This window comes from Hymenobacter psoromatis, assembly GCF_020012125.1.
GTDB lineage: Bacteria > Bacteroidota > Bacteroidia > Cytophagales > Hymenobacteraceae > Hymenobacter > Hymenobacter psoromatis.
Window position 1 is genome coordinate 646,763 of the sequence record NZ_JAIFAG010000001.1, and the last position, 22,355, is coordinate 669,117.

At 62.3% G+C, this 22,355-nt stretch carries 16 protein-coding genes; 12 read left to right on the forward strand and 4 right to left on the reverse strand.

Annotation, left to right across the window (positions count from 1 at the left end; genetic code table 11):
- Positions 1-2 precede the first annotated feature (2 nt).
- From mutL to LC531_RS02785, 3 genes are read left to right on the forward strand one after another with little or no spacing between them, the layout of a single operon-like run.
- Positions 3-1,994: a DNA mismatch repair endonuclease MutL gene (mutL, locus tag LC531_RS02775; RefSeq protein ID WP_223648799.1), complete on the forward strand. Its 1,992-nt coding sequence runs from the start codon at positions 3-5 to the stop codon at positions 1,992-1,994.
- A gap of 48 nt (positions 1,995-2,042) precedes the next feature.
- A complete protein-coding gene (locus tag LC531_RS02780) occupies positions 2,043-2,843 on the forward strand; it encodes a rhomboid family intramembrane serine protease (RefSeq protein ID WP_223648800.1) in 801 nt (266 codons plus the stop codon).
- Between the two features lie 15 nt (positions 2,844-2,858).
- Complete coding sequence (locus tag LC531_RS02785) at positions 2,859-3,761, forward strand: rhomboid family intramembrane serine protease (RefSeq protein ID WP_223648801.1); 903 nt, start codon at positions 2,859-2,861, stop codon at positions 3,759-3,761.
- Positions 3,762-3,921: 160 nt separating this feature from the next.
- Here LC531_RS02785 and LC531_RS02790 read toward each other — a convergent pair whose 3' ends face one another.
- On the reverse strand, positions 3,922-4,290 hold the full coding sequence (locus LC531_RS02790; protein WP_223648802.1) for a hypothetical protein: 369 nt from the start codon (positions 4,288-4,290) through the stop codon (positions 3,922-3,924).
- Between the two features lie 35 nt (positions 4,291-4,325).
- Complete coding sequence (locus LC531_RS02795; protein WP_223648803.1) at positions 4,326-4,937, reverse strand: RNA polymerase sigma factor; 612 nt, start codon at positions 4,935-4,937, stop codon at positions 4,326-4,328.
- 184 nt (positions 4,938-5,121) lie between these two features.
- Here LC531_RS02795 and nuoK point away from each other — a divergent pair, with 184 nt between their 5' ends.
- The 3 genes from nuoK (at position 5,122) to LC531_RS02810 (ending at position 10,122) form a co-directional block, all read left to right on the forward strand.
- A complete protein-coding gene (gene nuoK / locus LC531_RS02800; RefSeq protein ID WP_223648804.1) occupies positions 5,122-5,460 on the forward strand; it encodes an NADH-quinone oxidoreductase subunit NuoK in 339 nt (112 codons plus the stop codon).
- 93 nt (positions 5,461-5,553) lie between these two features.
- Complete coding sequence (gene nuoL / locus LC531_RS02805) at positions 5,554-7,506, forward strand: NADH-quinone oxidoreductase subunit L (RefSeq protein ID WP_223648805.1); 1,953 nt, start codon at positions 5,554-5,556, stop codon at positions 7,504-7,506.
- A gap of 165 nt (positions 7,507-7,671) precedes the next feature.
- Positions 7,672-10,122: a S9 family peptidase gene (locus tag LC531_RS02810; RefSeq protein ID WP_223648806.1), complete on the forward strand. Its 2,451-nt coding sequence runs from the start codon at positions 7,672-7,674 to the stop codon at positions 10,120-10,122.
- Between the two features lie 189 nt (positions 10,123-10,311).
- On the opposite strand, the gene bglX is transcribed toward LC531_RS02810, so the two are convergent.
- Positions 10,312-12,675 carry a beta-glucosidase BglX gene (gene bglX, locus LC531_RS02815; RefSeq protein ID WP_223648807.1) on the reverse strand — a complete coding sequence of 788 codons (2,364 nt, stop codon included), beginning with the start codon at positions 12,673-12,675 and terminating at the stop codon, positions 10,312-10,314.
- A gap of 188 nt (positions 12,676-12,863) precedes the next feature.
- Here bglX and LC531_RS02820 point away from each other — a divergent pair, with 188 nt between their 5' ends.
- The 3 genes from LC531_RS02820 to LC531_RS22820 all read left to right on the forward strand — a co-directional run bounded on the left by LC531_RS02820 (position 12,864) and on the right by LC531_RS22820 (position 15,627).
- Positions 12,864-13,160, forward strand: a complete 297-nt coding sequence (locus LC531_RS02820) for a hypothetical protein (protein WP_223648808.1) — start codon at positions 12,864-12,866, stop codon at positions 13,158-13,160.
- Positions 13,150-13,719 carry a RagB/SusD family nutrient uptake outer membrane protein gene (locus tag LC531_RS02825; RefSeq protein ID WP_223648809.1) on the forward strand — a complete coding sequence of 190 codons (570 nt, stop codon included), beginning with the start codon at positions 13,150-13,152 and terminating at the stop codon, positions 13,717-13,719. The genes LC531_RS02820 and LC531_RS02825 overlap by 11 nt, the downstream gene beginning before the upstream one ends.
- 246 nt (positions 13,720-13,965) lie before the next feature.
- Complete coding sequence (locus LC531_RS22820; protein WP_269808152.1) at positions 13,966-15,627, forward strand: OmpA family protein; 1,662 nt, start codon at positions 13,966-13,968, stop codon at positions 15,625-15,627.
- 130 nt (positions 15,628-15,757) lie between these two features.
- Here the strand turns inward: LC531_RS22820 and LC531_RS02840 are convergent, their stop codons facing one another.
- Positions 15,758-16,825 carry a glycoside hydrolase family 43 protein gene (locus tag LC531_RS02840; protein ID WP_223648810.1) on the reverse strand — a complete coding sequence of 356 codons (1,068 nt, stop codon included), beginning with the start codon at positions 16,823-16,825 and terminating at the stop codon, positions 15,758-15,760.
- Positions 16,826-17,062: 237 nt separating this feature from the next.
- Here LC531_RS02840 and LC531_RS02845 point away from each other — a divergent pair, with 237 nt between their 5' ends.
- The 3 genes from LC531_RS02845 (at position 17,063) to LC531_RS02855 (ending at position 22,312) form a co-directional block, all read left to right on the forward strand.
- Positions 17,063-17,671 carry an RNA polymerase sigma factor gene (locus LC531_RS02845; RefSeq protein ID WP_223648811.1) on the forward strand — a complete coding sequence of 203 codons (609 nt, stop codon included), beginning with the start codon at positions 17,063-17,065 and terminating at the stop codon, positions 17,669-17,671.
- 116 nt (positions 17,672-17,787) lie between these two features.
- The gene (locus tag LC531_RS02850) at positions 17,788-18,852 is read left to right on the forward strand and encodes a FecR family protein (RefSeq protein WP_223648812.1); all 1,065 of its coding nucleotides are present in this window, start codon (positions 17,788-17,790) and stop codon (positions 18,850-18,852) included.
- A gap of 49 nt (positions 18,853-18,901) precedes the next feature.
- Positions 18,902-22,312 carry a SusC/RagA family TonB-linked outer membrane protein gene (locus tag LC531_RS02855; protein WP_223648813.1) on the forward strand — a complete coding sequence of 1,137 codons (3,411 nt, stop codon included), beginning with the start codon at positions 18,902-18,904 and terminating at the stop codon, positions 22,310-22,312.
- The last annotated feature ends 43 nt before the right edge of the window (positions 22,313-22,355 follow it).

The following is a 22,355-nucleotide window of genomic DNA, read 5'->3' on the forward strand; positions in this document are numbered from 1 at the left end:
TTATGCCCGACATCATCCAACTCCTGCCCGAATACTTAGCCAACCAGATTGCGGCGGGCGAGGTGGTGCAGCGCCCGGCCTCGGTGGTGAAGGAACTGCTCGAAAACGCCGTGGACGCCGGTGCGGCCAGCGTACAACTAATTGTGAAAGAGGCGGGTAAGCAGCTGGTGCAGGTAGTGGACGACGGCCTGGGTATGTCGCCCACCGATGCCCGCATGAGCCTGGAGCGCCACGCCACCAGCAAGATTCGCAGCACCGAGGACCTGTTTCGTATTCGTACGCTGGGCTTTCGGGGCGAGGCGCTGGCCAGCATCGCGGCCGTGGCGCAGGTCGAGATTCGGACCAAGCCGCGGGGCCAGGAAACCGGCTCGCTGCTGCTTGTGGAGGGCTCGCAGGTGACCAGCCAAACGCCCACTGCCTGCCCCGACGGCACCAGCATCGCGGTGAAAAACCTGTTTTTCAACGTGCCCGCCCGGCGCAATTTCTTGAAGAGCAACGCCGTGGAGATGCGCCATATCCTGGACGAGTTTCAGCACGTGGCGCTGGCTAACCCACAGATTGCCTTTTCTTTATATCAAAATGACCTGGAAGTGTTCAGCCTGCCCGCCGGCAAGCTGAGCCAGCGCATTGTGGCGTTATTGGGTAATAATTATAAGGAGCAGCTGGCGGGCTGCGAGGAGGTGACGGCCTTTATCACGGTGAAGGGCTACATCGGCAAGCCGGAGTCGGCGAAGAAGAGCCGGGGCGACCAGTTTTTCTTCGTCAATAACCGCTTTATTCGCTCGGCCTACCTCAACCACGCCGTGCTGGCCGCCTACGAGGGCCTGCTACCCCGCGATACGCACCCGTTCTACGTGCTGTTTCTGGAGCTAGACCCCAAATCCATTGACATCAACGTGCACCCCACCAAAACGGAAATCAAGTTTGAGGACGAAAAAACGGTGTACGCTGTGGTGCGCGCCGCCGTGCGGCAGGCACTGGGTTTGCACAGCCTCACGCCGTCGCTTGATTTTGAGGGCGATGTGAATTTCGCGCCTATTCGGCCGCTGCGCACCTCGGCGGGCGGCAACTCGTTTGGCAGTGGGGGCGCGGCGCTCCCTACCCCCGCCCGCAACGTCGAGTTCAACCCCGATGCGCTGGCCGCTTCGGTGAGCGCCGCCGCGCGCGGGGAGGGTAGGGCGGCCGCCGGCCGCGCCGCGCCGCGCCCCACCGAGCAGGCCCGCCGCGACCTCGAAGCCTTTTACCGCGAGCTGGGCCAGCCCGTGCGCCCGGCCGGCGAGGCGGAGGCGGGCAGCCCTACCCCCCCCCTCAGCCCCGAAGCCCCCGTGCCGCCGCTGCCTGAGCTGCCCTTCACCCACGCCGCTCCGCCCGAAGGCACGCGCCCTACCCCCCCCTTATCCCTTCACTCATTCCCCCATTCGCCGCGCGCGACGCAGGTGCTGAACCGCTACGTGCTGCTGCCCGTGAAGTCGGGGCTGATGCTGATTGACCAGGAAGCGGCCCGCGAACGTATTCTCTACGAGCAGTACGCGGCCGGGCAGGAGCGGGGCGCGGTGGTAGCGCAAGCGCTGCTGTTTCCGCGGCCGCTCACGTTTTCGCCCGCCGACTACGCCGTGCTCACCGAGCTAACGCCCGCGCTGCACCAGCTGGGCTTTCGCTTCGCCGAGTTTGGGCCGCACACCATCGCCATCGAGGCCGTGCCCGCCGACCTGCCCGCGCAGGGCGAGCAGGCGCTGCTGGAAGGGCTGATTGAGCAGTTTCGGAGCGGGGCCGCGCCGCTGCGCCTCGACCGGCGCGAGGCGCTGGCCCGCGCCCTGGCCCGGCGCGTGGCGCAGGCCACCAGCCTGCCCCGCCTGCCCGATGTGGAAATGAGCGCCCTCGTGGACCGGCTCTTCGCCTGCCAGGTGCCCAGCTACACCCCCGACGGCCGCCCCACCGTGGTGCTGCTCGACGGGGAGCAGCTGGCCGCCTTTTTCCGTAAAGCCGGCGCGTAAGCGGTCCGGTGCGAACTTTGCGGCTCCCGGCCGCCTCGCCTACCCTCTATGTTCAACCTCACGCCTACCGTTCGCAACCTGCTGCTGTTTAACGTGGCAGTTTTTCTGGCCCAGCAAAATATCCGGCTCGACCCCTCCATTACGCAGCTGGGTAGCCTCTACCCGCTGGGGTCGGCCTTTTTTCACTTCTGGCAGTTTTTCACCTATATGTTTCTGCATGGCAGCTGGGGGCATATTTTTTCCAATATGTTCGGGCTGATGGTGTTTGGGCCCATGCTGGAGCAGCGCTGGGGCGGGCAGCGCTTTTTGGCGTTCTGGCTCATGTGCGGGGTAGGGGCCGGCGTGCTCTATCAGAGCTTGCCCCTCTACCAGTCGCATAAAACGGAGGTGGCCTACACCGACTTCAAGGCCAACCCCGCTGCCTACGAGTACGACCAGTTTATGAAATCCAGCGGCTTTCAGGAGCCGGCCGATGAGCAGGCCGCCGCCGCGCTGGCCCGCAACCCCACCGACCAGGGCCTGCGCCAGGAGCTGCTGGGGCGCGTCGAGGCGGTGCACGAGGCCATCCATACCCTACCCATCGGCGGCATGCTGGGGGCGTCGGGCGCGTTATTCGGGGTCATGTTTGCCTTCGCCTACCTCTTTCCCAACACGGAGCTGTACCTGCTTTTCATTCCATTTCCTATTAAAGCCAAGTACCTCGTATTTTTCTACGCGCTTTACGAGTTATACAGTGGCCTGCACCAAGCCCCCGGCGACACGGTGGCCCACCTGGCCCACATCGGCGGGCTGCTGATTGGGTTTATTATCGTCAAAATCTGGGAAGACGGGCGCACCCGCTTTTACTAAAAATCTACCGTTATCATGAGTTTTACCCAGGATATCCGCGAGGCGTTTGCGCGCCGCGATAATGCGTTAAACCAGCTCCTTATCCTCAACGGGCTGGTGTTCGCGGTGCTCATCATACTGCGGGCCATCTTCTTCATCTCGCAGTCCGATGCCATCTACGTGCTCATCATGCGCCAACTGGCGCTTTCGTCGGATGGCTTCGTGCTGCTGCGCCACCCCTGGACGCTGCTCACCTACGCTTTCGTGCACGAAGGCTTCCTGCACGTGCTGTTTAATATGCTGAACCTCTACTGGTTCGGGCAGATTATTCGGGAGTACCTGGGCGACCGGCGGCTGGTGAGCCTCTACGTGTTGGGCGCGCTGGCGGGTGCGGTGTTCTTTCTGCTAGCCTATAATTTTATTCCCGTGCTGCGGCCTGGGGTAGGGCTGCCCGTCATCGGGGCCTCGGCATCGGTCACGGCCATTATCGTGGCCGCGGCCACGCTGCTGCCCGACTACACCTTTATGCTCTTTATCATTGGGGCAGTTAAAATCAAGTGGATAGCCGTGGCGGTGGTCCTGATTTCGCTGGCCGGCATCAATGGGGGCAACCCCGGCGGCGAAATCACCCACCTCGGCGGGGCGCTGCTAGGCTACTTTTTCATCAAGCAAATGAAGGCCGGGCGCGACATGGGCCAGCCCGTGATAGCCGTGGGCAGCTGGTTTAGCCGGCTGTTTCAGCGCCGCCCCGCCATGCAGGTGACGCACCGCAGCACCGTGGCCGCGCCGCGCGTGGGGGCTGCTGCGGCCGGCAAGTCGGCCGGCAGCGCTACCCCTCCCGAAGAGGTTGACCTCATCCTGGATAAAATCTCGCGCTCGGGCTACGAAAGCCTGTCGAAGGATGAGAAGCAGAAGCTATTTCGCGCCAGCCAGCAGTAGGGTGCGGGGCTTGCGCCCGCCCGTCGTTGAACGAGTGCGCTACGGGTCGTTCAACGACGGGCGGGGACAAGCCCCGCACCCTACCGCACAAAGAGGACAAAGAAAAAGGCCGTCGAAACGACGGCCTTTTTGCTGGAACAAATGGGCAAAAATGAAGCAGCTAAACAGCTGATTCAGCTGTAGTTTCAGCCGCCGGGCGGCCCCATGCACCAGCGCAGCGACTGCGCATCTGCTGCCGGAATTTCTCGCGCTCGGCGGGCGAGAAAGCTTCCATTCGCTGCTGCATCTGGCGCTTCCAGGCGCGGCCGCGGGCCCAGCCGCCCTGCCCGCCGCGCCCAAAGCCACCGGTGAGAATGCGGCTCAGCACCACCAGGCCCAGCGTCTGCCAGAAATTGAGCACGGGCAAATGGAAAATCATTGGCATCAGCCAGTTCCACAGGCTCATGGTGGCAAAAACGGCGACGGTCATAAACAGCGCCGCGAAGAAAACGAATTTGACGGCTTTTTTCAGCCAGAAAGAGCGGTTCATATCAATAAGGCAAATAGGAGAAGGGAAGACGCAAGCTAGTCGGTAAACAGCTCGTCGTAAAGCTTTTGCAAGCGCTTACGCAGGTGTTTCACGGCGTAGTGCTTGCGCGAGATGAGGGTTTTGAGCGGCACGCCGGTGTCGGCCACCATCTCGTTGAAGGACTTATCCTCCAGCTCGTGCCACACGAAGACTTGGCGCTGCTCGGCGGGCAGCTCGGCTAGGGCGTCGGTGAGGGCGTCCATGATGGTTTCGCGCAGCAGGCGGTTTTCGGGCGAGTCGTCGGGGGCAGGCAGCACGTCTTGCAGCAGGCGGGCGGGCTCGTCGCCGTCACTTCCTACCCCCAGCGGCGCATCCAAGGATACCGTGCGCTGGGCCGGCACGCGGCGGTAGCGGTCGATGATGCGGTTGCGGGCCACCCGGAAGAGCCAGGCAGCCGCCTGCTCCACGGGCTTGAGCAGGCGGTAGCTTTCCACCAGCTCAGCAAATACATCCTGCAAAATATCTTCGGCCTCGGCCGGGTCGGGCACCCGCCGCTCAATAAAGCGCAGCAGCCGGCCGCGCTGCTCGCGCACCGCGGTCTGTATCTGCTGGTCCTGGCCGGCGGCGGTCGTCATAAGCGCGGAGAGGGGTAGGGAAAGGGCTTCCATTATGCCTAAGCAGACGCGGGACAGGAGCCGATATTTTACGGAAAGTAGCGTGGGCGCTGCGAGCCCGCGCGTAGTATCATGGAACAGCGTTTCACAACGTTCCCGCGCGCGGACTCGCAGAGTCCACGCTACGGCCCTAACTTTGCCCGCTAAGCCGGCGTTTCCGCCCCTTACCTGCTACCCCATGACCAACGCTTCCCTCGTGCCCGCCGTCATCCACGAAGTACCCTTGCAGTACTACGTGTTTTTCGCCACTGCTCTCTTCTGCATCGGCGTAACGGGGGTGCTCGTGCGGCGCAACGCCATCATTATCTTCATGTGCATTGAGTTGATGCTCAACGCCGTGAATATTCTGCTGACCGCCTTTGCCGCCTACCGCGCCGACCCCAACGGGCAGGTGTTCGTGTTCTTCATCATGGCCGTAGCCGCCGCCGAAGTCTCGGTCGGCCTGGGTATTATCGTCATGATTTACCGCAACTTCCAGAATACCGACGTCAACCTGCTCAGCCGGCTGAAAGGGTAGGGTGCGGGGCTCGCCTCCACCCGGTCGTTTGGTTGCTACTTCCCGATTTTTCGTTCTGCTAGCCGGGCGCAGACAAGCCCCGCCCCTACATTCATGCAAGAAATAGTCCTCCCCGCCGCTTCCGCGCCTTTTCCTACCCTGCTTTACCTCCTCATTCCGGGGTTGCCTTTTCTGGGTTTTCTGCTTAATGGTCTGTTAAACAAAAAGTTGTCGGGTACAGTGGCCGGCGCGCTGGGCACGTTCACGGTGCTGGGCTCGTTCGGGCTGTCGTTGTTTCTGTTCCTGAATTTCCAGTATCAGTACACCGTTCATCTATTTGACTGGATTTCAGTAGGTTCACTGCAAATTCCGTTCAGCTACCAGATTGACCAGCTCAGCCTGATTATGCTGCTGCTGATAACGGGGGTAGGGACGCTCATTCACCTCTATAGCATCGGCTACATGCACCACGATGAGAACGTGGGGAAGTTCTTTAGCTTCCTTAATCTCTTCGTATTCAGTATGTTGATTCTGGTGCTGGGGGCAAATTTTGTTATTCTATTCATTGGCTGGGAAGGGGTAGGGCTGTGCTCCTACCTGCTCATCGGCTTCTGGAACACCAATACCAGCTACAACAACGCGGCTAAGAAAGCTTTCATCATCAACCGCATCGGCGACCTGGGCTTTCTGCTCGGTATTTTTCTATTGTACCTGACTTTCAACTCGGTAGAGTACGGTGAGGTGTTTCAGAAGGCCAGCCTGGGACAGTTCGGTAACTACGGCGTGAGCGTGGTTACGGCCATTACGCTGCTGCTATTCGTGGGTGCGATGGGCAAGTCGGCGCAGCTGCCGCTCTACACCTGGCTACCCGACGCGATGGCCGGCCCTACCCCCGTCTCGGCCCTCATCCACGCCGCTACGATGGTCACGGCGGGCGTGTACCTCGTGCTGCGCTCCAATATTCTCTTTACGCTGGCTCCGCAAACGCTGGAAGTTGTGGGCATTGTCGGCCTCGCCACAGCGCTGTTCGCGGCCACTATTGGCCTGGCGCAGAACGATATCAAGAAAGTGCTGGCATATTCCACGGTGTCGCAGCTGGGTTATATGTTCCTGGCGTTGGGGGTGATGGGCTATACCTCGGCGTTCTTCCACGTGCTGACGCACGCTTTCTTCAAGGCGCTGCTCTTCCTGGGTGCCGGTTCGGTGATTCACGCCATGAGCAACGAGCAGGACATGCGCCGCATGGGCGGCCTGCGCAAAGCCCTGCCCATCACGTTTTTAACGATGTTGATTGGCTGCCTGGCTATCAGCGGTATTCCGCCGTTTGCGGGCTTTTTCTCGAAAGATGAAATCCTGAGCCACGTGTATGAGCACAACAAGGTGATGTGGGCCATCGGCGTTTTCACCTCGTTCCTGACGGCCTTCTACATGTTCCGGCTGCTGTTTCTCACGTTCTTCGGTGAGTTTCGGGGCACCGAGGAGCAGCGCCACCACCTGCACGAGTCGCCGGCCAGCATGACGCTGCCGCTGATTGTGCTGGCGATTCTCTCGACCGTGGGCGGCTTTATGGGCGCGCCAATGCTCTTCGGCGGTCGCCACTACCTGAGTGACTATCTGGCTCCGATTTTCACGTATTCACACCGCATTATGCCGGCCGCTTCGTCAACTGAGCTGAGCCAGGGCACGGAGTGGATGCTCATCGGCATCTCGGTGGGCGTGGCGTTGGCGGGCCTCATCCTGGCCTACGTCCTCTACATCGCCCGTGCCGAACGCCCCGCTGAAGAAGAAACCCAGCGCTCGGCCATAGACAGTCTGGTGTACCACAAATATTACGTGGATGAGCTGTATAACGCGGTGTTCGTGAAGCCCACGATGGCCTTGTCCAAAGGACTCTATAAGTTCGTGGAGAACGGCGTCATCAACCCCCTCACCAACGGGGTAGGGCGCGCCACGCTGGCCGGCGGCCAGCTACTGCGCTTCGTACAGACCGGCTCCGTCGAAACCTACCTCATTCTCATGGTGCTGGGCATCGTGCTTATTCTGGGGCTGAATTTTGGTCGCTTGTAGGGTAAATAGCTGCGTGTGACGTAACATTGAACGTCATGCTGCACAACGTGAAGTAGCTTGCCGCCGGCGTTAGGGTCATTACCCTAAGCGCCTGTTAACAAGCTGCTTCACGTTGTGCAGCATGACGTTCTTTCGGTTTCTTCTACCCTCCGCTAGCTGCTTCCCATGCAAAAACTCTTACCCGTGCTGCTCCTGTTAGTGGCCCCCGCAATGGCCCAGGAAACCCAGTATCAGCAGCCGCCCGCCGCTATCCGCGACCTGCTGCTGGCCCCGCCTACCCCCCGCGTGAGCCTTGCCGGCGATGGCAGCGTGCTAGCCATTCTGGCGGTGCAGGACTTCCCGACCGTCGCCGAGCTGAGCCAGCCCGAGCTGCGTCTGGCCGGCCTGCGCCTCAACCCGCGTACCAACGGCCAGAGCCGCGTGAGCTACGCCGTGGGCATGCAGTTTAAGCGCCTGCCCGGCGGGGCCGAAACGCCCGTGCGGGACCTGCCCGCCCAGGCCCGCATCAGCAGCCCCAGCTGGTCGCCCGACAACCAGCACCTCGCCTTTACCCTGACTACGCCCGCCAGCGAGGGGATAGGGGGCCGGGTAGAATTGTGGGTGGCCGACGTGGCTACCAACACCGCCCGCCGCCTGCTGGCCACGCCGCTCAATGACGTGTTCGGCAACTCCTTCGAGTGGGTGCAGGATAGCCAGACGCTGCTGGCGCACACCGTGCCCACCGGGCGCGGCGCGGCCCCGGCCGCCGATGCTACCCCCACCGGCCCGGCCGTGCAGGAAACCGGCAGCGGCAAAAAATCGGGTGCCCGAACCTACCAGGATTTGCTGAAAAACCCCGCCGACGAGCGCATTTTTGAGTATTACGCCACCGCGCAGCTCGTGCGGGTGACGCTGGCCGATGGCCGCGCCCAGCCGCTGGGCCAGCCGGGGGTAGTGCGCGCGGCGTCGCCCTCGCCCGATGGCCGCTTTGTGCTGGTGCGCACCGCCCATCGGCCTTTCTCTTATACGCTGCCCATCAGCAGCTTCCCGCAGCGCATTGAGGTGCTGGATTTGGCCTCGGGTAGCGTGGTAAAGACCATCGCCGACCTGCCGCTGGCCGACAACGTGCCCACCAATTTCGACGCCGTGCCCACCGGCCCGCGCGACCACGGCTGGCGCAGCGACGCGCCCGCCACCATCAGCTACGCCGAGGCCCAGGATGGCGGCGACCCCAAGGTAAAGGCCGACGTGCGCGACAAAGTGTACCTGCTGCCCGCGCCCTTCGGCGCGGCGCAGGAGTTGGCGGCCCTACCCCTCCGCTACGCCAGCATGACGTGGGGCACCGACCACCTGGCCCTGGTGGATGGCTACCGCTGGGCCGACCGCCACGAAACCACCTGGCAGCTCGACCCTACCGCGCCCGGCCAGCCGCTGAAAGTGCTCTTCGATGGCTCGTCGCAGGATACCTACCACAACCCCGGCTCACCCGTGACGCGCCGCAATGCCCAGGGCCGTAGCGTGTTGCGGCTGGCGCAGAGCGGGCAGGCCATTTACCTCACCGGCCAGGGCGCTTCGCCCGAGGGCGACCGGCCTTTCGTGGATGAGCTGAACCTGACCACCAGAAAGACTACCCGCCGCTGGCGCTCCGAAGCGCCCTACTACGAGGTACCGGTGGTGCTGTTTGATGGCAAAAAAGGCCAGTTGGAGCTGCTGACCCGCCGCGAGGCCGCCGACCAGGTGCCCAACTACTACCTGCGCACGCTGGGCAAAAAAGGCCAGCCGCTCGCTCTCACGCACTTCGCCAACCCGTATGCCGCCTTCGGCGGTAGCTTCCGCAAGCAGGTGCTGCACTATAAGCGCGCCGATGGCGTGGCCCTCACCGCCAACCTCTACCTACCGCCCAACTATAAGAAAACCGACGGCCCGCTGCCCACGCTCATGGAAGCCTACCCCGTCGAATTCAAGGACAAGGCCAATGCTGGGCAGGTGAGCGGCTCTCCCTACACCTTCACGCGCATCAGCTGGGCCTCGCCCGTGTATTGGGTCACGCAGGGCTACGCGGTGCTTGAAAGCGCCACCGTGCCCATCGTGGGCGAAGGCACTGCCGAGCCCAACGATACCTATACCGAGCAGCTGGTGAGCAGCGCCAAAGCGGCCATCGACGAAGGCCAGCGCCTGGGCGTGGTGGACCCCGCCCGCGTGGCCGTGATGGGTCACAGCTACGGTGCCTTTATGACCGCTAACCTGCTGGCTCACTCCGACTTATTTAAAGCCGGCATCGCCCGCAGCGGGGCCTACAACCGCACGCTCACGCCCTTCGGTTTCCAGGGTGAGGAGCGCACCTACTGGCAGGCCAAGGGCGTGTACGACGCCATGTCACCCTTCAATTTTGCCGATAAAATCAAGACGCCCATTCTGCTCATTCACGGTGAGGCCGACAACAACTCGGGCACCTTTCCCATCCAGAGCGAGCGCTTTTACGCCGCCCTCAAGGGTCAGGGCGCTACGGCTCGTTACGTAGTGCTGCCCGCCGAGGCCCACAGCTACGCCGCCCGCGAAAACCTGCTCCACATGCTTTGGGAGATGGATTCGTGGCTGAATAAGTACGTGAAGAACCCCACGCCAGCCGTGAACTAGGGGGTAGGGCAGGCTGGCTGCTACGCCCTAATTAAGCACGTCATTCCGAGCTTGCCGAGGAATCCCGCCCGTTTCATTGAACGGTACCCGCACGGCGCGGGCGAGATTCCTCGGCAAGCTCGGAATGACGTTCTTTATAATCTATATAAATCGTAGCCTAGCGTTCGCCCTACTCCCTCAAAACCGCTCTTATTTCGTCAGCGTGAAGCTGGCCATCTGCACGTCGCGCGAATTACCGCCGGTCATCACCTGAAACTCGCCGGGCTCAGACACGAACTTGAGGTCGTCGTTGTAGAATTTCAGGTCGCTGGCCGCGAGGTAGAAGGTAAGCTGGCGGCTTTCGCCCTTTTTGAGAGTGATTTTCTGGAAGCCCTTCAACTCCTGCACCGGGCGGGTGCTGCTGCCCACTATATCGCGCAGGTAACACTGCGCAATCTCAGTGCCGTCGTACTGGCCAGTGTTCTGCACCGTCACGGTTACTTCCAGGCCCTGGCCGGGGCCGATGTTGGCCTGGCTCACCGCGGGCTTGCCGTAGGTGAACGTAGTGTAGCTCAGGCCGAAACCGAAGGGATAGAGTGGGTCATTCGTAATATCTAGGTAGCGCGATTTATATTTGTCGAGTAGCACGCCGGCGTAGGGACGGCCGGTGCTTTTGTGGTTGTAATAAATTGGAATCTGCCCCACGGCGCGCGGAAACGTCATCGTGAGCTTGCCCGACGGGTTATACACCCCAAACAGCACGTCGGCCACCGCGTTGCCGGCCTGCGTGCCGCCAAACCACGTTTCGAGGATGGCATCGGCGTTCTGGTCTTCCCAGGGCAGGGTGAGCGGCCGGCCGTTGGCGAGCACTACCACTAGTGGCTTGCCGGTGGCTTTCAGCGCTTTGAGTAGGTCGAGCTGGCGGCCGGGCAGGCCAATGTCAGCGCGGCTGGCGGCTTCGCCAGTCATGCCCTGGCTTTCGCCCACTACGGCCACCACCACGTCGGCACCCTGGGCGGCCTGCACGGCTTCGGCAATCATGGTCTCGGCGGGGCGCGGGTCAATATTCAGCTCGCCTTCATTGGCATTGAGGCGCTGAATCAGCTGCTGGTCGTCGATTACGTTGGCACCCTGAGCGTAGGTCACGCGCACGCCCGCGCCGCCCACGTTCTTGATTCCCTGCAAGATAGAGATGGCCTGCTTGCCGTCGCCGGCCCCGCTCCAGCTGCCAAGCATGTCGCGGCTGCGGTCGGCCAGCGGGCCCACTACGGCAATGTTCACCGAGTTTTTGAGGGGTAGGGTCTGCTTGTCATTCTTGAGCAGCACCAACGTGCGCCGCGTAATGTCGCGGGCATCGGCGAGGTAGGCGGGCTTCATCAGCGTGGCTTTGGCGCGCTCCTCCGTCACGCCCCGGTAGGGGTCGGTGAAGAGGCCGAGCTTGTACTTGGCCTCCAGCACCCGGCGGCAGGCCTGGTCAATGGTGGCCTGCGTCACGGTGCCTTCCTTGAGGTTGGTAGCCAACTGCTTGAGAAAGACCTCGCCCACCATGTCCATATCCACGCCCGCGTTGATGGCTAGCTCCGACACCTTTTTCTCGTCGCCCATGCCGTGCGCCTCCAGCTCATTAATGGCCGTGTAGTCGGTGGCCACGAAGCCCTGGAAGCCCCATTGCTTGCGCAAGAGGTCGGTCAGCAGCCATTTATTGGCCGTGGCCGGAATACCGTTGATATCATTAAACGACGACATCACCGAGCCCACGCCTGCCCGCACCGCCGCCCGGTAGGGGGGTAGGTATTCGTTATACATGCGCTGGCGGCTCATATCCACCGTGTTGTAGTCGCGGCCGGCCTCGGCAGCGCCATACAGGGCAAAATGCTTGAGGCAGGCCATCACGGTTTCGGGCCGGGTCATGTCATTAGTTGGGCCTTGGAAGCCGCGCACCATCGCCTCCGCAATGCGCGAGCCCAGGTAGGGGTCCTCGCCCGCGCCCTCGGCCACCCGGCCCCAGCGCGGGTCGCGAGCAATGTCCACCATCGGCGAGTACACCCAGTTCAGGCCATCGGCCGAGGCCTCGGCGGCCGCGATGCGGGCGCTGTGCTCTATCGCGTTGAGGTCCCAACTGGCGGCCAGGCCCAGCGGAATCGGGAAGATGGTGCGGTGCCCGTGAATAACGTCGTAGCCCAAAATCAGCGGAATGCGTAGCCGCGAGCCCTGAATGGCTTGGTCTTGCAGCTTGCGGGCCGCCACCGGCGTGTAGGTGTTCAGTACCCCGCCCACGAGGCCCTTTTTGATGTTGGCTTCCACATTCTGGCTCACCACCGGCCCGGTCACGTCGAAGCCCACCGACACGAGGTTTAGCTGGCCGATTTTTTCTTCCAGTGTCATCTTCTGCAGCAGGCTCGTCACGAACTTCTGCATCTGCGGGTCTGCGGTGGGCGCGATGGGGGTAGGGGCGGCCGGCTGGGATTTGGCCTTGGCCGGGGCTTTGGCGCGGACCTGCGCCTGGGCGCTGCCGCCGGCCAGGCTCAGCGCCAGCAGCAGAGCGGCGTGGAAGAGCGACTTGCGATGCTTCATCGGAAAGAGGGGGGTAGGAATGAAAGGTGGAAAGGTAGAGGCAGCAATGGGCTGGTAAAAAATGGCCGCCGCGGGCAGAAGCAGGCTCGTACGGCCCCGGCAGAGGCAGCCGGCGTGGTAGGCTTGTGTCCTAGCCGCTCCAGGACTGCCACAGGGAGGGAGATTTGTGTCGCGCCGGGGCGGGTAGCGTGTGCCGTAACCGTGCGGCTGCCCCGGCTGAAAATCAGTCCAACCCGGCGAAATTTTTTCTGCAAAAGAACGGAGTTGCCCGCGTCAAAACCAGCTTAGCTGCAACGGAGGGGGTAGGCAACAACAACTCGGAGTCGGTTTTTGAGGTGCAAACGGGCGTCGACCCTTCCTGTAACAATGAGGCCGTGCAGCTCTACGCCGTGTGCCAGGGCCCACGCGCGGGCGGCAAGCACGGCTGGTTGGACCTGGGTTTTGGCTTCAACACGCCCTCGGTCAGCCTGAGTAATGCCTACTAGCCCGGCGACGTGTGCCGGGCGGGCACCATTATTTTTATTCAGCCCACGGCCCCCGGCCGGGCAAAAATCGACCGGCACGGTATTCTGGGACGGTTTCCGCATCCCGAGCCAGGACTCGGTGCAGGATGCGCGCTACAGCTACAAAGCCTACCACAGCCGCACTCAGAAGCCCAACTGCGGCAACACCGACTGCCTGCCTAAGAACGTTCGCCTGATGCGCTACGCCGAGGTGCTGCTCATTCACGCCGAAGCCGCCGCGCAGCTGGGCCAAGCCAGCGCCGCTACTACTGACCTCACGGCCGTACGCGCCCGCGCCGGCCTGGCCCCTACCCCCCCCACGCTGGCCAACATCTGGCACGAGCGCCGCGTGGAGCTGGCCCTGGAGCACGACCGCTTCTTCAACTTGGTGCGCCAGGAGAGCGTACAACTCGGCCCCATCGTGCCCGCAATGGCCCTGCACGGCAAAACCTTCGTGAAGGGTAAAAACGAGGTATTTCCTATCCCACAGCCCCAGATTAATCTCAGCGGCGGTGTGCTGACCCAAAACCTCGGCTACTAAGCACTCCGACTAGCCGGCCACTTAGGTGGGCCGCGGCGGGTAACAAAGCCGGCCGCAGCCGGCTTTTTACTAAGTAATAAGCTCAGCAGGATAAGCGATGAGGCGGTGATGGATAGCGCGCTGAAGAAAAGATGAGTAAAAAAATATGAGGTAGCGCCGAGCTTTTTTATTACCGTCAGGTTAAGTTTTGCGTAGGAAGCCCTAAGCAAGCAATTGCCTGCTGATTTACCCAACCTTTTTTCGCATATGCGTCCACTCTTTTCTACTCTCCGCCGGCTGTTGCCGGGGGCCGTGCTGCTGGCCGCCGGGCTGGCCGCCAGCCCCACACTCGCCCAAACCGCAGACCGCAAAACGGCTATTGGTGGCAGCATTAGCGTGTTGCAATATCAGGGTAACCTAGGCGGTGACTTCTGGAAGCTGTCTACCCCTCAGAAGGTAGGCGCGGGAGGCCACATTAGCCGCTACCTTTCGCGCAGCTTTGACTTGTCATTGCTGGGCAACTACGAAAACTATCGTTTCGTAGCCCCCCGCCAGCCCTACCCCGAGCTTAATGCCAAAGTAGGCATGATAGACCTGGGCCTGAAGCTGAAAATGACCGGTTTTATTCCCGAAGACTTTTTCATTCAGCCTTATTTAATGGCCGGCGGCGGCGCCTTTCTGGCCAGCAGCACGGGTAATTACAATGGGATTAACCCGGATGGTAGCCTCACCCCCGGTAGCGTGCAGGGCTTCAGTTCCAGCATTCAGGCATTTGAGGTGTTTGGGCTTGCGGGCTTGCGCTTTCGGTTGTCGCCGGCTATCGCCCTCGATATTCAAACCAGCCAGCATTATCCGTTTTCGGACCGTATTGATAATATCACGACCAGCAGCGGCAAGCTGCACGACCGGTTTCTGGTGCAGTCGGCGGGCCTGACCATTGCTTTCGGCAAAGCCAAGGATACGGATGGCGACGGCGTGCCCGACCGCAAGGACAAGTGCCCCGACACGCCGACCGGCGTAAAAGTGGACGTGAACGGCTGCCCGCTCGATACGGACGGTGACGGCGTACCTGACTACCAGGACAAGTGCCCCGACGTGAAAGGCCTGGCCGCCCTGCAGGGCTGCCCCGACGCGGACGGCGACGGCGTAGCCGATGCCGACGACAAGTGCCCCAACACCCCGGCCGGCGTGCGCGTCGATGCTACCGGCTGCCCGCTTGACTCGGACGGGGATGGCGTGGCCGACTACCTTGACAAGTGCCCCAATACCCCGGCTGGCGTGAAAGTGGACGCCACCGGCTGCCCCATTGATACGGACGGCGACGGCGTGCCCGACTACCAGGACAAGTGCCCCGACCGGGCCGGCCCGGCCTCCAACAAAGGCTGCCCCGAGATTAAGGCCGAGGACAAGAAAATCCTCAACGAGGCCACCAAGTACATCAACTTCGACTTCAACAAGGCCACGCTCAAGACGAGTTCGTACGCCAAGCTGAACCAGATGGTGCAGATTATGAACGACTACCCCGACTATTCGCTCAGCATTGCCGGGCACACGGATAGCAAGGGAGCCGACGACTACAACCTGCGTCTGAGCTACGAGCGCGCGGCTTCGGCCCGCAAGTATATGCTCAGCAAGGGCATCCCGGCCGACCGCATCGAGGCTCGTGGCTACGGGGAGACCAAGCCGATTGCCGACAACAAGACGGCGGCGGGCCAGGCCCTGAACCGCCGGGTGGACTTCGACCCCTACCTGACGGGGGACACGAACGCGGCGGAAGCCAAGTACGGCCCGGCCCCGACGATTGCCGACATCAAGGCGGCTGGCAACAAGCTGCCCGGCAAGAAGACCACCGGCACGGGGGCCCCGCGCAGCCGCAAGGCGCCCCTGAAAAAGGCTCCCCTGAAGAAGGCCCCGGTGCGCAAAAAGTAAGCGCTTCAGCTAATAGGCTGCATTAAAAAGCCGCCCGTTCCAACTTGGAGCGGGCGGCTTTTTTTATATGATTTAGCGCTGTTCAAATAAAAATCTACTGATTGTAAGGAGTTAGATAGCAGTCAGGTAATTAGCTCGGCATGGGCTGCGGCGTGTAGGTAGGCCCGAGGCCGCGCGGACCCTGCTGGGTCCAGGCCAGCTTATCGATGCACAGCTCGCGCTCAGTCATGGCGGTGTTCCAGGCGTGGTACACCAGGTACTCAGTGCGGCCGTCGGGGCTCAGGGTGTGGCAGTGGTGGCCGGGGCCGCGCACGTGGCCGGGCACCGAGTGCAGCACTCGCGCCCCGGCATCGGAGCCCGAGTCGGCGTAGGGACCCATAATGTGCTCGGCCACGCAGTAATCGACGCCGTAGCGGTCGGTGAGGAAGTTGGCCCCGCTGAAAAAGCAGTAGTATTTACCCTCGTGGAGCCGCGTAAACGGCCCTTCCAGCGTGTGCCACTGCGCAAAGGTGCGATTGCCGTAGAGCGGCATGGTGCGGTTGGCCTCGAAGAGCGTCCAGATGTGACGGGCGCGCAGTACCGTGCGCGGCTGGTTGGCCAGCTGGGTCATACTCACCAATTTATCCACCACCAGCCCGGTACCGGGGTAGTAGCCGTCGTTGGTATCCGTGAAGTCACGGGCGTAGAACAGATACCATTGGCCATCAGTATCTTGAAAGGCGTGGGCATCGATGGTAAACTGGCTGTCGGCCACCGGCAGCGCCGCGATTTCAGTATATGGCCCCTCGGGCCGGGCGCTGGTGGCCACGTGCAGCTGGTGGCCCACCGTGGCCCCGATGGCCCCGCCGCCCCGCGAGTAGTACATATAAAACGTGCCCTGGTGCTCCACCACTTCGGGTGCCCAAAAGTCGAACTCTTCGCTGCCCGGCGGGGGGGTAAGGGCTCCGCCCAGCGGCCGCCACTCCACTAGGTCATCAGAAATTAGCAGAGTGAACACCCGGCCATCGGGCGTGCGGCCCCGGCCGGTGGTGCCAAAGGCGTAGTAGTGCCCGCCGTGCCGCAGCACGGAGGGGTCGGGGAAATCGCGGCGCACCACCGGGTTGGTGTAAGTGCGGGCCGCGGCGGCAGGGTAGGGGCGCATAGCAGGCAGAGCCAGGCCAGCGGCCGAGCCAGTTAGAAAATGACGACGGGTGGGCATTAGATGAGGGGGTAGGCGACTTTACAGCGGCAGGATGAGGCGTTTCGAATCTTACTTTCGCGGGCTGCCAGCTGGTGGGCTTGGGAAGGTTGGCGACCCGCGCGGTTTACCAGGGTAGGTGCGGTAGTTTACCGTAAGTTTACCCGGCTAGGCCGCCGCGGTGGGCCTCAACCCGGCGCAAAGCAAACCCAAAATTCGTATTTCAACATCTTCCCGCCCGCTAGCCAACTGATGCCGATGCCCGACAACTCGCTGTGGGAAGACTTTCTAGCGGGTGACGAGCGGGCGTTTGAGGCGCTGTTTCGGCAGCAGTACCGGGCGCTTTACGGCTACGCTGTGCGGCTCACCAGCGACGAAGATGCGGCCAAGGACGGTATTCAGAACCTATTTCAGCGGCTGTGGCACCGCCGCGCCCGGCTAAGCCAGCTGGAGGCGGCCGCCGTGCGCCCCTATTTATTCAAGGCCCTGCGCCACCAGCTGGCCAACGATGCCCGCGCCCAAACGCGCCGCACCAGCTGGCACACCGCCTACGTTGCCGAGCTGGCCGCCGATTTCCACTACTCGCCCGAAGACTTTCTGATTGCCCAGGAGCTGTCAGAGGCGCAGCGCGCGCAGCTGCTGCTCGCCCTCGCCCAGCTCAGCAACCGGCAGCGTGAAGCCATCTACCTCAAGTTTTTCGACGACTTCTCCTACGACCGCATTGCCGACATTATGGGCCTCAATCCCCAGTCGGCGCGCAACCTCATTTACCAGAGTTTGCAGCTGCTGAGGCAGCGCCTGCCGCCGGTAGTATGGCTGTGGCTGCTGGGGCAGTGGGCACTGCAAGGTGGCTATCTTGGTTTTTAATCGACTGTTAATTAATAAATTAAAAATTATTCCGAAAAAACAGCCAGGATTGACAAGTATAAAAACCGGGGGCCGGTGTAGCTAAAGTATCCGCCTTTCTCTTCCTACCCCGGCTCATGGAGTTTACCCGCTACTCGGTTAATGACTTTCTGCTCGATGAGTCGTTTCAGGCCTACGTAGCCGATGGCGACTCGGCCGCGGGCCTTGGGTGGCAGGCTTGGTTGCGTGAGCACCCGGCCAAGCAGGCCGAGGCCGCCCAGGCCTACGCCCTGGTGCGAGCTCTGTACCAGGCCCAGCGCCCGGCCCTACCCCCCGGCCTCGAAGATGCCGAGTTTCAGCGCTTGCAGCAGGCTATTCGGCCGGCACTAGCCCCGCCGCGCCTACGTAGCCAGCGCCGCCTGCGCGTTCTGGCCAGCACCCTTACCACTATGGTGCTGCTGATGGCCTTGGGCCTGGCATGGTGGCAGTGGCAGCGCCCGGCTGCTATGCCCAGCGCTACCGTTCGCTATACTTCCGGGGCTGGCCAGCAGCGCACCGTTACGCTGCCCGATGGCTCGGTGGTGGTACTGAATGCTAATTCTACCCTGACCGCGGCCGCCCGCTGGACCGCCACCTCGCCCCGCGAAGTGTGGCTGACGGGCGAAGGCTACTTCCGGGTCACGCACCTGGCCCCGCGGCCGGTAGCGGATATTGCCGCGGCACCCGCGCCCGTCAAGTTTGTGGTGCACGCCGCCGACCTCAGCATTGCCGTGCTCGGCACGCAGTTCGACGTGAACAGCCGGGCCGGGGCTACCAAAGTGGTGCTGACTTCGGGCAAAGTGGCGGTGGAGCGCCAAACGCTGCTAACCCGCGAACACCTGCTCATGCAGCCCGGCGACCTAGTCGAAACGTCGGTCGCCCAGCCCCACCTGAGCCGGCGCGCGGTGCCGTCGGCCCTGTACTCTGCCTGGACCAGAGGCTTCTTCGAGTTTCACCAGACGCCGGTGCGCGACATTATGCAGTTGCTGCGCGACACGTATGGCCTGCGGGTGAGCGTGGCCGATTCGGCCATTTTGCGCCAGCGGGTGTCGGGTGCCGTAGCCGTGACCAAGGCCGAGTTGCTGCTGCCGGCGCTGGCCGAAATCCTCGACCTCCAGGTTACGCGCACGGGCAATACCGTGCGCTTTGAGCAAGCCCGCTAGGCGCGGCCACGCTTCCTCCGCTTCATCCTCTCCTTTTTCCCACCACACAATGACAAACTCTACTCGCTTCGTGCGGATGGCTTTGCTGCTGGGTAGCCTACCCCCCGCGGCCAGCAAAGCCCAGGTTATGCTGCCCCTGGCTATGCAGACCACGCCCATTTTGCCCGTTCCCAAAGTGCCCGCCGCCCCCCGGCAGCAGCCGCTGGAAGACTTTTTGCAGGAACTGCGCACTACCTACCAGGTTACGTTTCTGTACCGGAGCCAGCTAACCGAGGGCCAGTATGTTACGCCCGCTCACCCATCTTTCAGAACGCTGCAAGAGGCGCTGCGCTACCTGACCAAGCACAACAGCCTGCGCTTCAAGCAGCTCAGCAATGGCACCTACGTCATCGTGCCGGAAACGGCCGGCCAGCCGGGGCAGCCTATCGACTCGCTAGCCCTGACTCCAGCCGACCTGCCGGCTACTACGGCAGCGGCGACTGGTAATCAGACGCTTGCGCCCGGCGAGGTGCGCGTAACGGGCCGCATTACCGATGCCAAGGGGGAGGGCCTGCCCGGTGTGACGGTGCTCGTGAAAGGCACCACCACGGGCACCACCACCGACGCTACCGGCGCGTTCTCCATCGATGCGCCCGCCGACGCGACGCTGGTCGTCTCCTCCATTGGCTTTACCACCCAGGAAGTGGAGCTGGCCGGCCGCACCTCGATTACCCTGACGCTCAGCGATAACACCCAGCAGCTGAACGATGTGGTAGTGGTGGGCTACCTGACGCAGGAGCGCCAGAACGTGACCGGCTCGGTGGCTACGTTGGGAGCGACGAACGTGCGCCGCGCCCCGGTCGCCACGCTTTCCGAGGCTATTCAGGGCCGCCTGCCGGGTGTGCAGGTAGCCTCCAACGGAACGCCGGGCCAAACGCCGAACATCAATATTCGGGGGGTAGGCTCGATTAACAACGGCTCGGGGCCGCTTTTCATCATCGATGGCCTGTGGGTGACGGGTGGCCTGCGCGATTTTACGCCTCAGGACGTGGAAAGCGTGCAGGTGCTGAAAGATGCTGCTGCCCTGGCTCCCTATGGCGTGTCGGGGGCTAATGGTGTGGTAATCATCACCACCAGAAAAGGCAAATCGGGGACTACCGCCATCAATTTCAGCGGCTACGCGGGGCGGCAGAACATTGTGCGCCGCTACGACCTGGCCAACGCGGCGCAGTACACCGCCCTGGCTACCCAGGCTTATACTAACGCCGGCCTGCGCGTGCCCTCGGGTATTGCCAACCCGTCGGGGGTAGATACCGACTGGCAAAAAGAATTTTTCAAGACCGGGGCCATTCAGGATTACAGCCTGAGCTTTTCGGGCGGCGGCAACAACTCGAACTTCCTGGTTTCGGGCGATTATTTCAGCCAGTCGGGCACCGTTATCGGGCCGCGCTACGACCGCTACAACCTGCGGGTGAACTCGGGCTTTACAAAGGGCAAGCTGAAAGTGGGCGAAAACCTGGCCCTGACCCGCGCCAATCAGGTGCGCCTCAACGGTACGCCGTTTATTGATTTGCTGCGCATTACGCCCATCACGCCCATCTACGACCCGGCCAATCCGGGTGGCTTTGGCTACGGCGACTCCAACAACCGGCCCACGTTTGGCTCGAACCCCATTGGGGCGCAACGCCTGCTTCAGAACCTGGGCAGTAATAACCAGCTGCAAGGCAACGTATTTGCCGAGTATTCTTTCCTGCCCTCGCTGCGCTACCGCCTCAACCTGGGCACGCAGTACCGGGGCTTCCACGACCAGCGCCAGCAGCAGGCGGGCGGGCTGGCCCCGAACAACATCACCCCCGTTTCGGGCTACACCGATGCGCAGGGCAACGAGACGTTTTTGCTAGCCGAAAACACGCTGACATATGACCACAGCTTTGGCCTGCACAACCTGACGGTGGTAGCCGGCTACTCGGAGCAGAACGACCGCTTTGAGTTTACGCAGGGTGCCGCCCAGGGCTACGGCAACGGCCCTACCTACTACTGGGCGCTCGACGCCGGGGCTACCCCCCTGCCGGGCACGGGCTCGACCTACACCTGGGCCAAGCGCTCGTACTTTGGGCAGCTGACCTACGACTACGACGGGCGCTACCTCGTGACGGGGGCCTTTCGCCGCGACGGTTCGTCGCGCTTCTCGGCCGACCGCAAGTATGGCAATTTTGGGGCGGGCTCGGTGGGCTGGCGGGTGTCGAAGGAGAAATTCTTCGAAGGCATCACGGCCATCAGCGACCTGAAGCTGCGGGCCTCCTACGGTATTCTGGGTAACGACCAGCTCAACGGGGCGTATGGCGGCTCGTACCTCTACCAGGCCTTTATCAATCCCAACGTCAACTACAACTACGGGGGTAACCTGGCCAACGGTGCCACCCAAACGGCCCTGGGCTCGCCTTCGGTGGGCTGGGAAGAGCGCCGCACCCAGAACTACGGCCTCGACGTGGGCTTTCTGGATAACCACCTGACGGTGAGTGCGGACTACTACATCTCGGAAACCCGCAATGCTAATGTGAACCCCCAGATTCCGCTGTTTTTGGGCAACGCGGGCGGCGACCCTTTCCAGCAGATTGGCCGCATCCAAAATAAGGGCTTTGAGCTGCTGGTGGGCTACAACAACACCGCCGGCAAGCTTACCTATGGTATTACGGGTAACCTGACCACCATTAGCAACACGGTGATGGAGCTGGGCACTTCGGGCGGCGCGGCCAACTTCTTCGATGCCGGCCCCAACGGCGGGGTCACGCGCACTGAGGTCGGCCACGAGGTGGGCTCGTTCTACCTCTACCAGGTCGATGGCATCTTTCAATCGGGCGACAACATTGCCGCTAGCGCGCAGCCCGGTGCCCAACCCGGCGACATTCGCTACCACGACACCAACGGCGACGGCAAAATTGACTTCAACGACCGGGTGCACGTGGGCCGCGTATTTCCCAAAATTCAGTATGGCCTGAACCTGACGGCCGCCTACGGTGGCTTCGACGTGGCGGCGTTCTTTCAGGGTGTGCAGGGCAACAACGTGTACAACTCGGGGGCTTACTGGCTGGGCCGCTTCGACGACCCCACCAACTACCCGGCCAACCTCTCACCCTGGACGCCCACTAACCCTTCTACCACTACCCCCCGCCTGGCCCTGCAAAGCGGCACCAACACGTTTGGCAACACTACCCGCTTTCTGGAAGACGGCTCGTACCTGCGCATGAAAAACCTGCAGATTGGCTATAGCATCTCCAAGAGCCTGGTAGAGAAGGTGAAAGGCCTGGGTAGCGTGCGCATCTACCTCGCTTCGCAAAACCTGTTTACCATCACCAAATACTCGGGCTACGACCCGGAAACCATCGGCGGCCTCGACGGCTCGCTGTTGACGCGCGGCGTGGATGAGGGCAACTACCCCAACCCGCGCACCTTCACGGTGGGGGCCCAGCTCGGCTTCTAGCTGCCCGGCCCCGTTAGTTTTTCCGCTTTAATCTCTTCTGGTG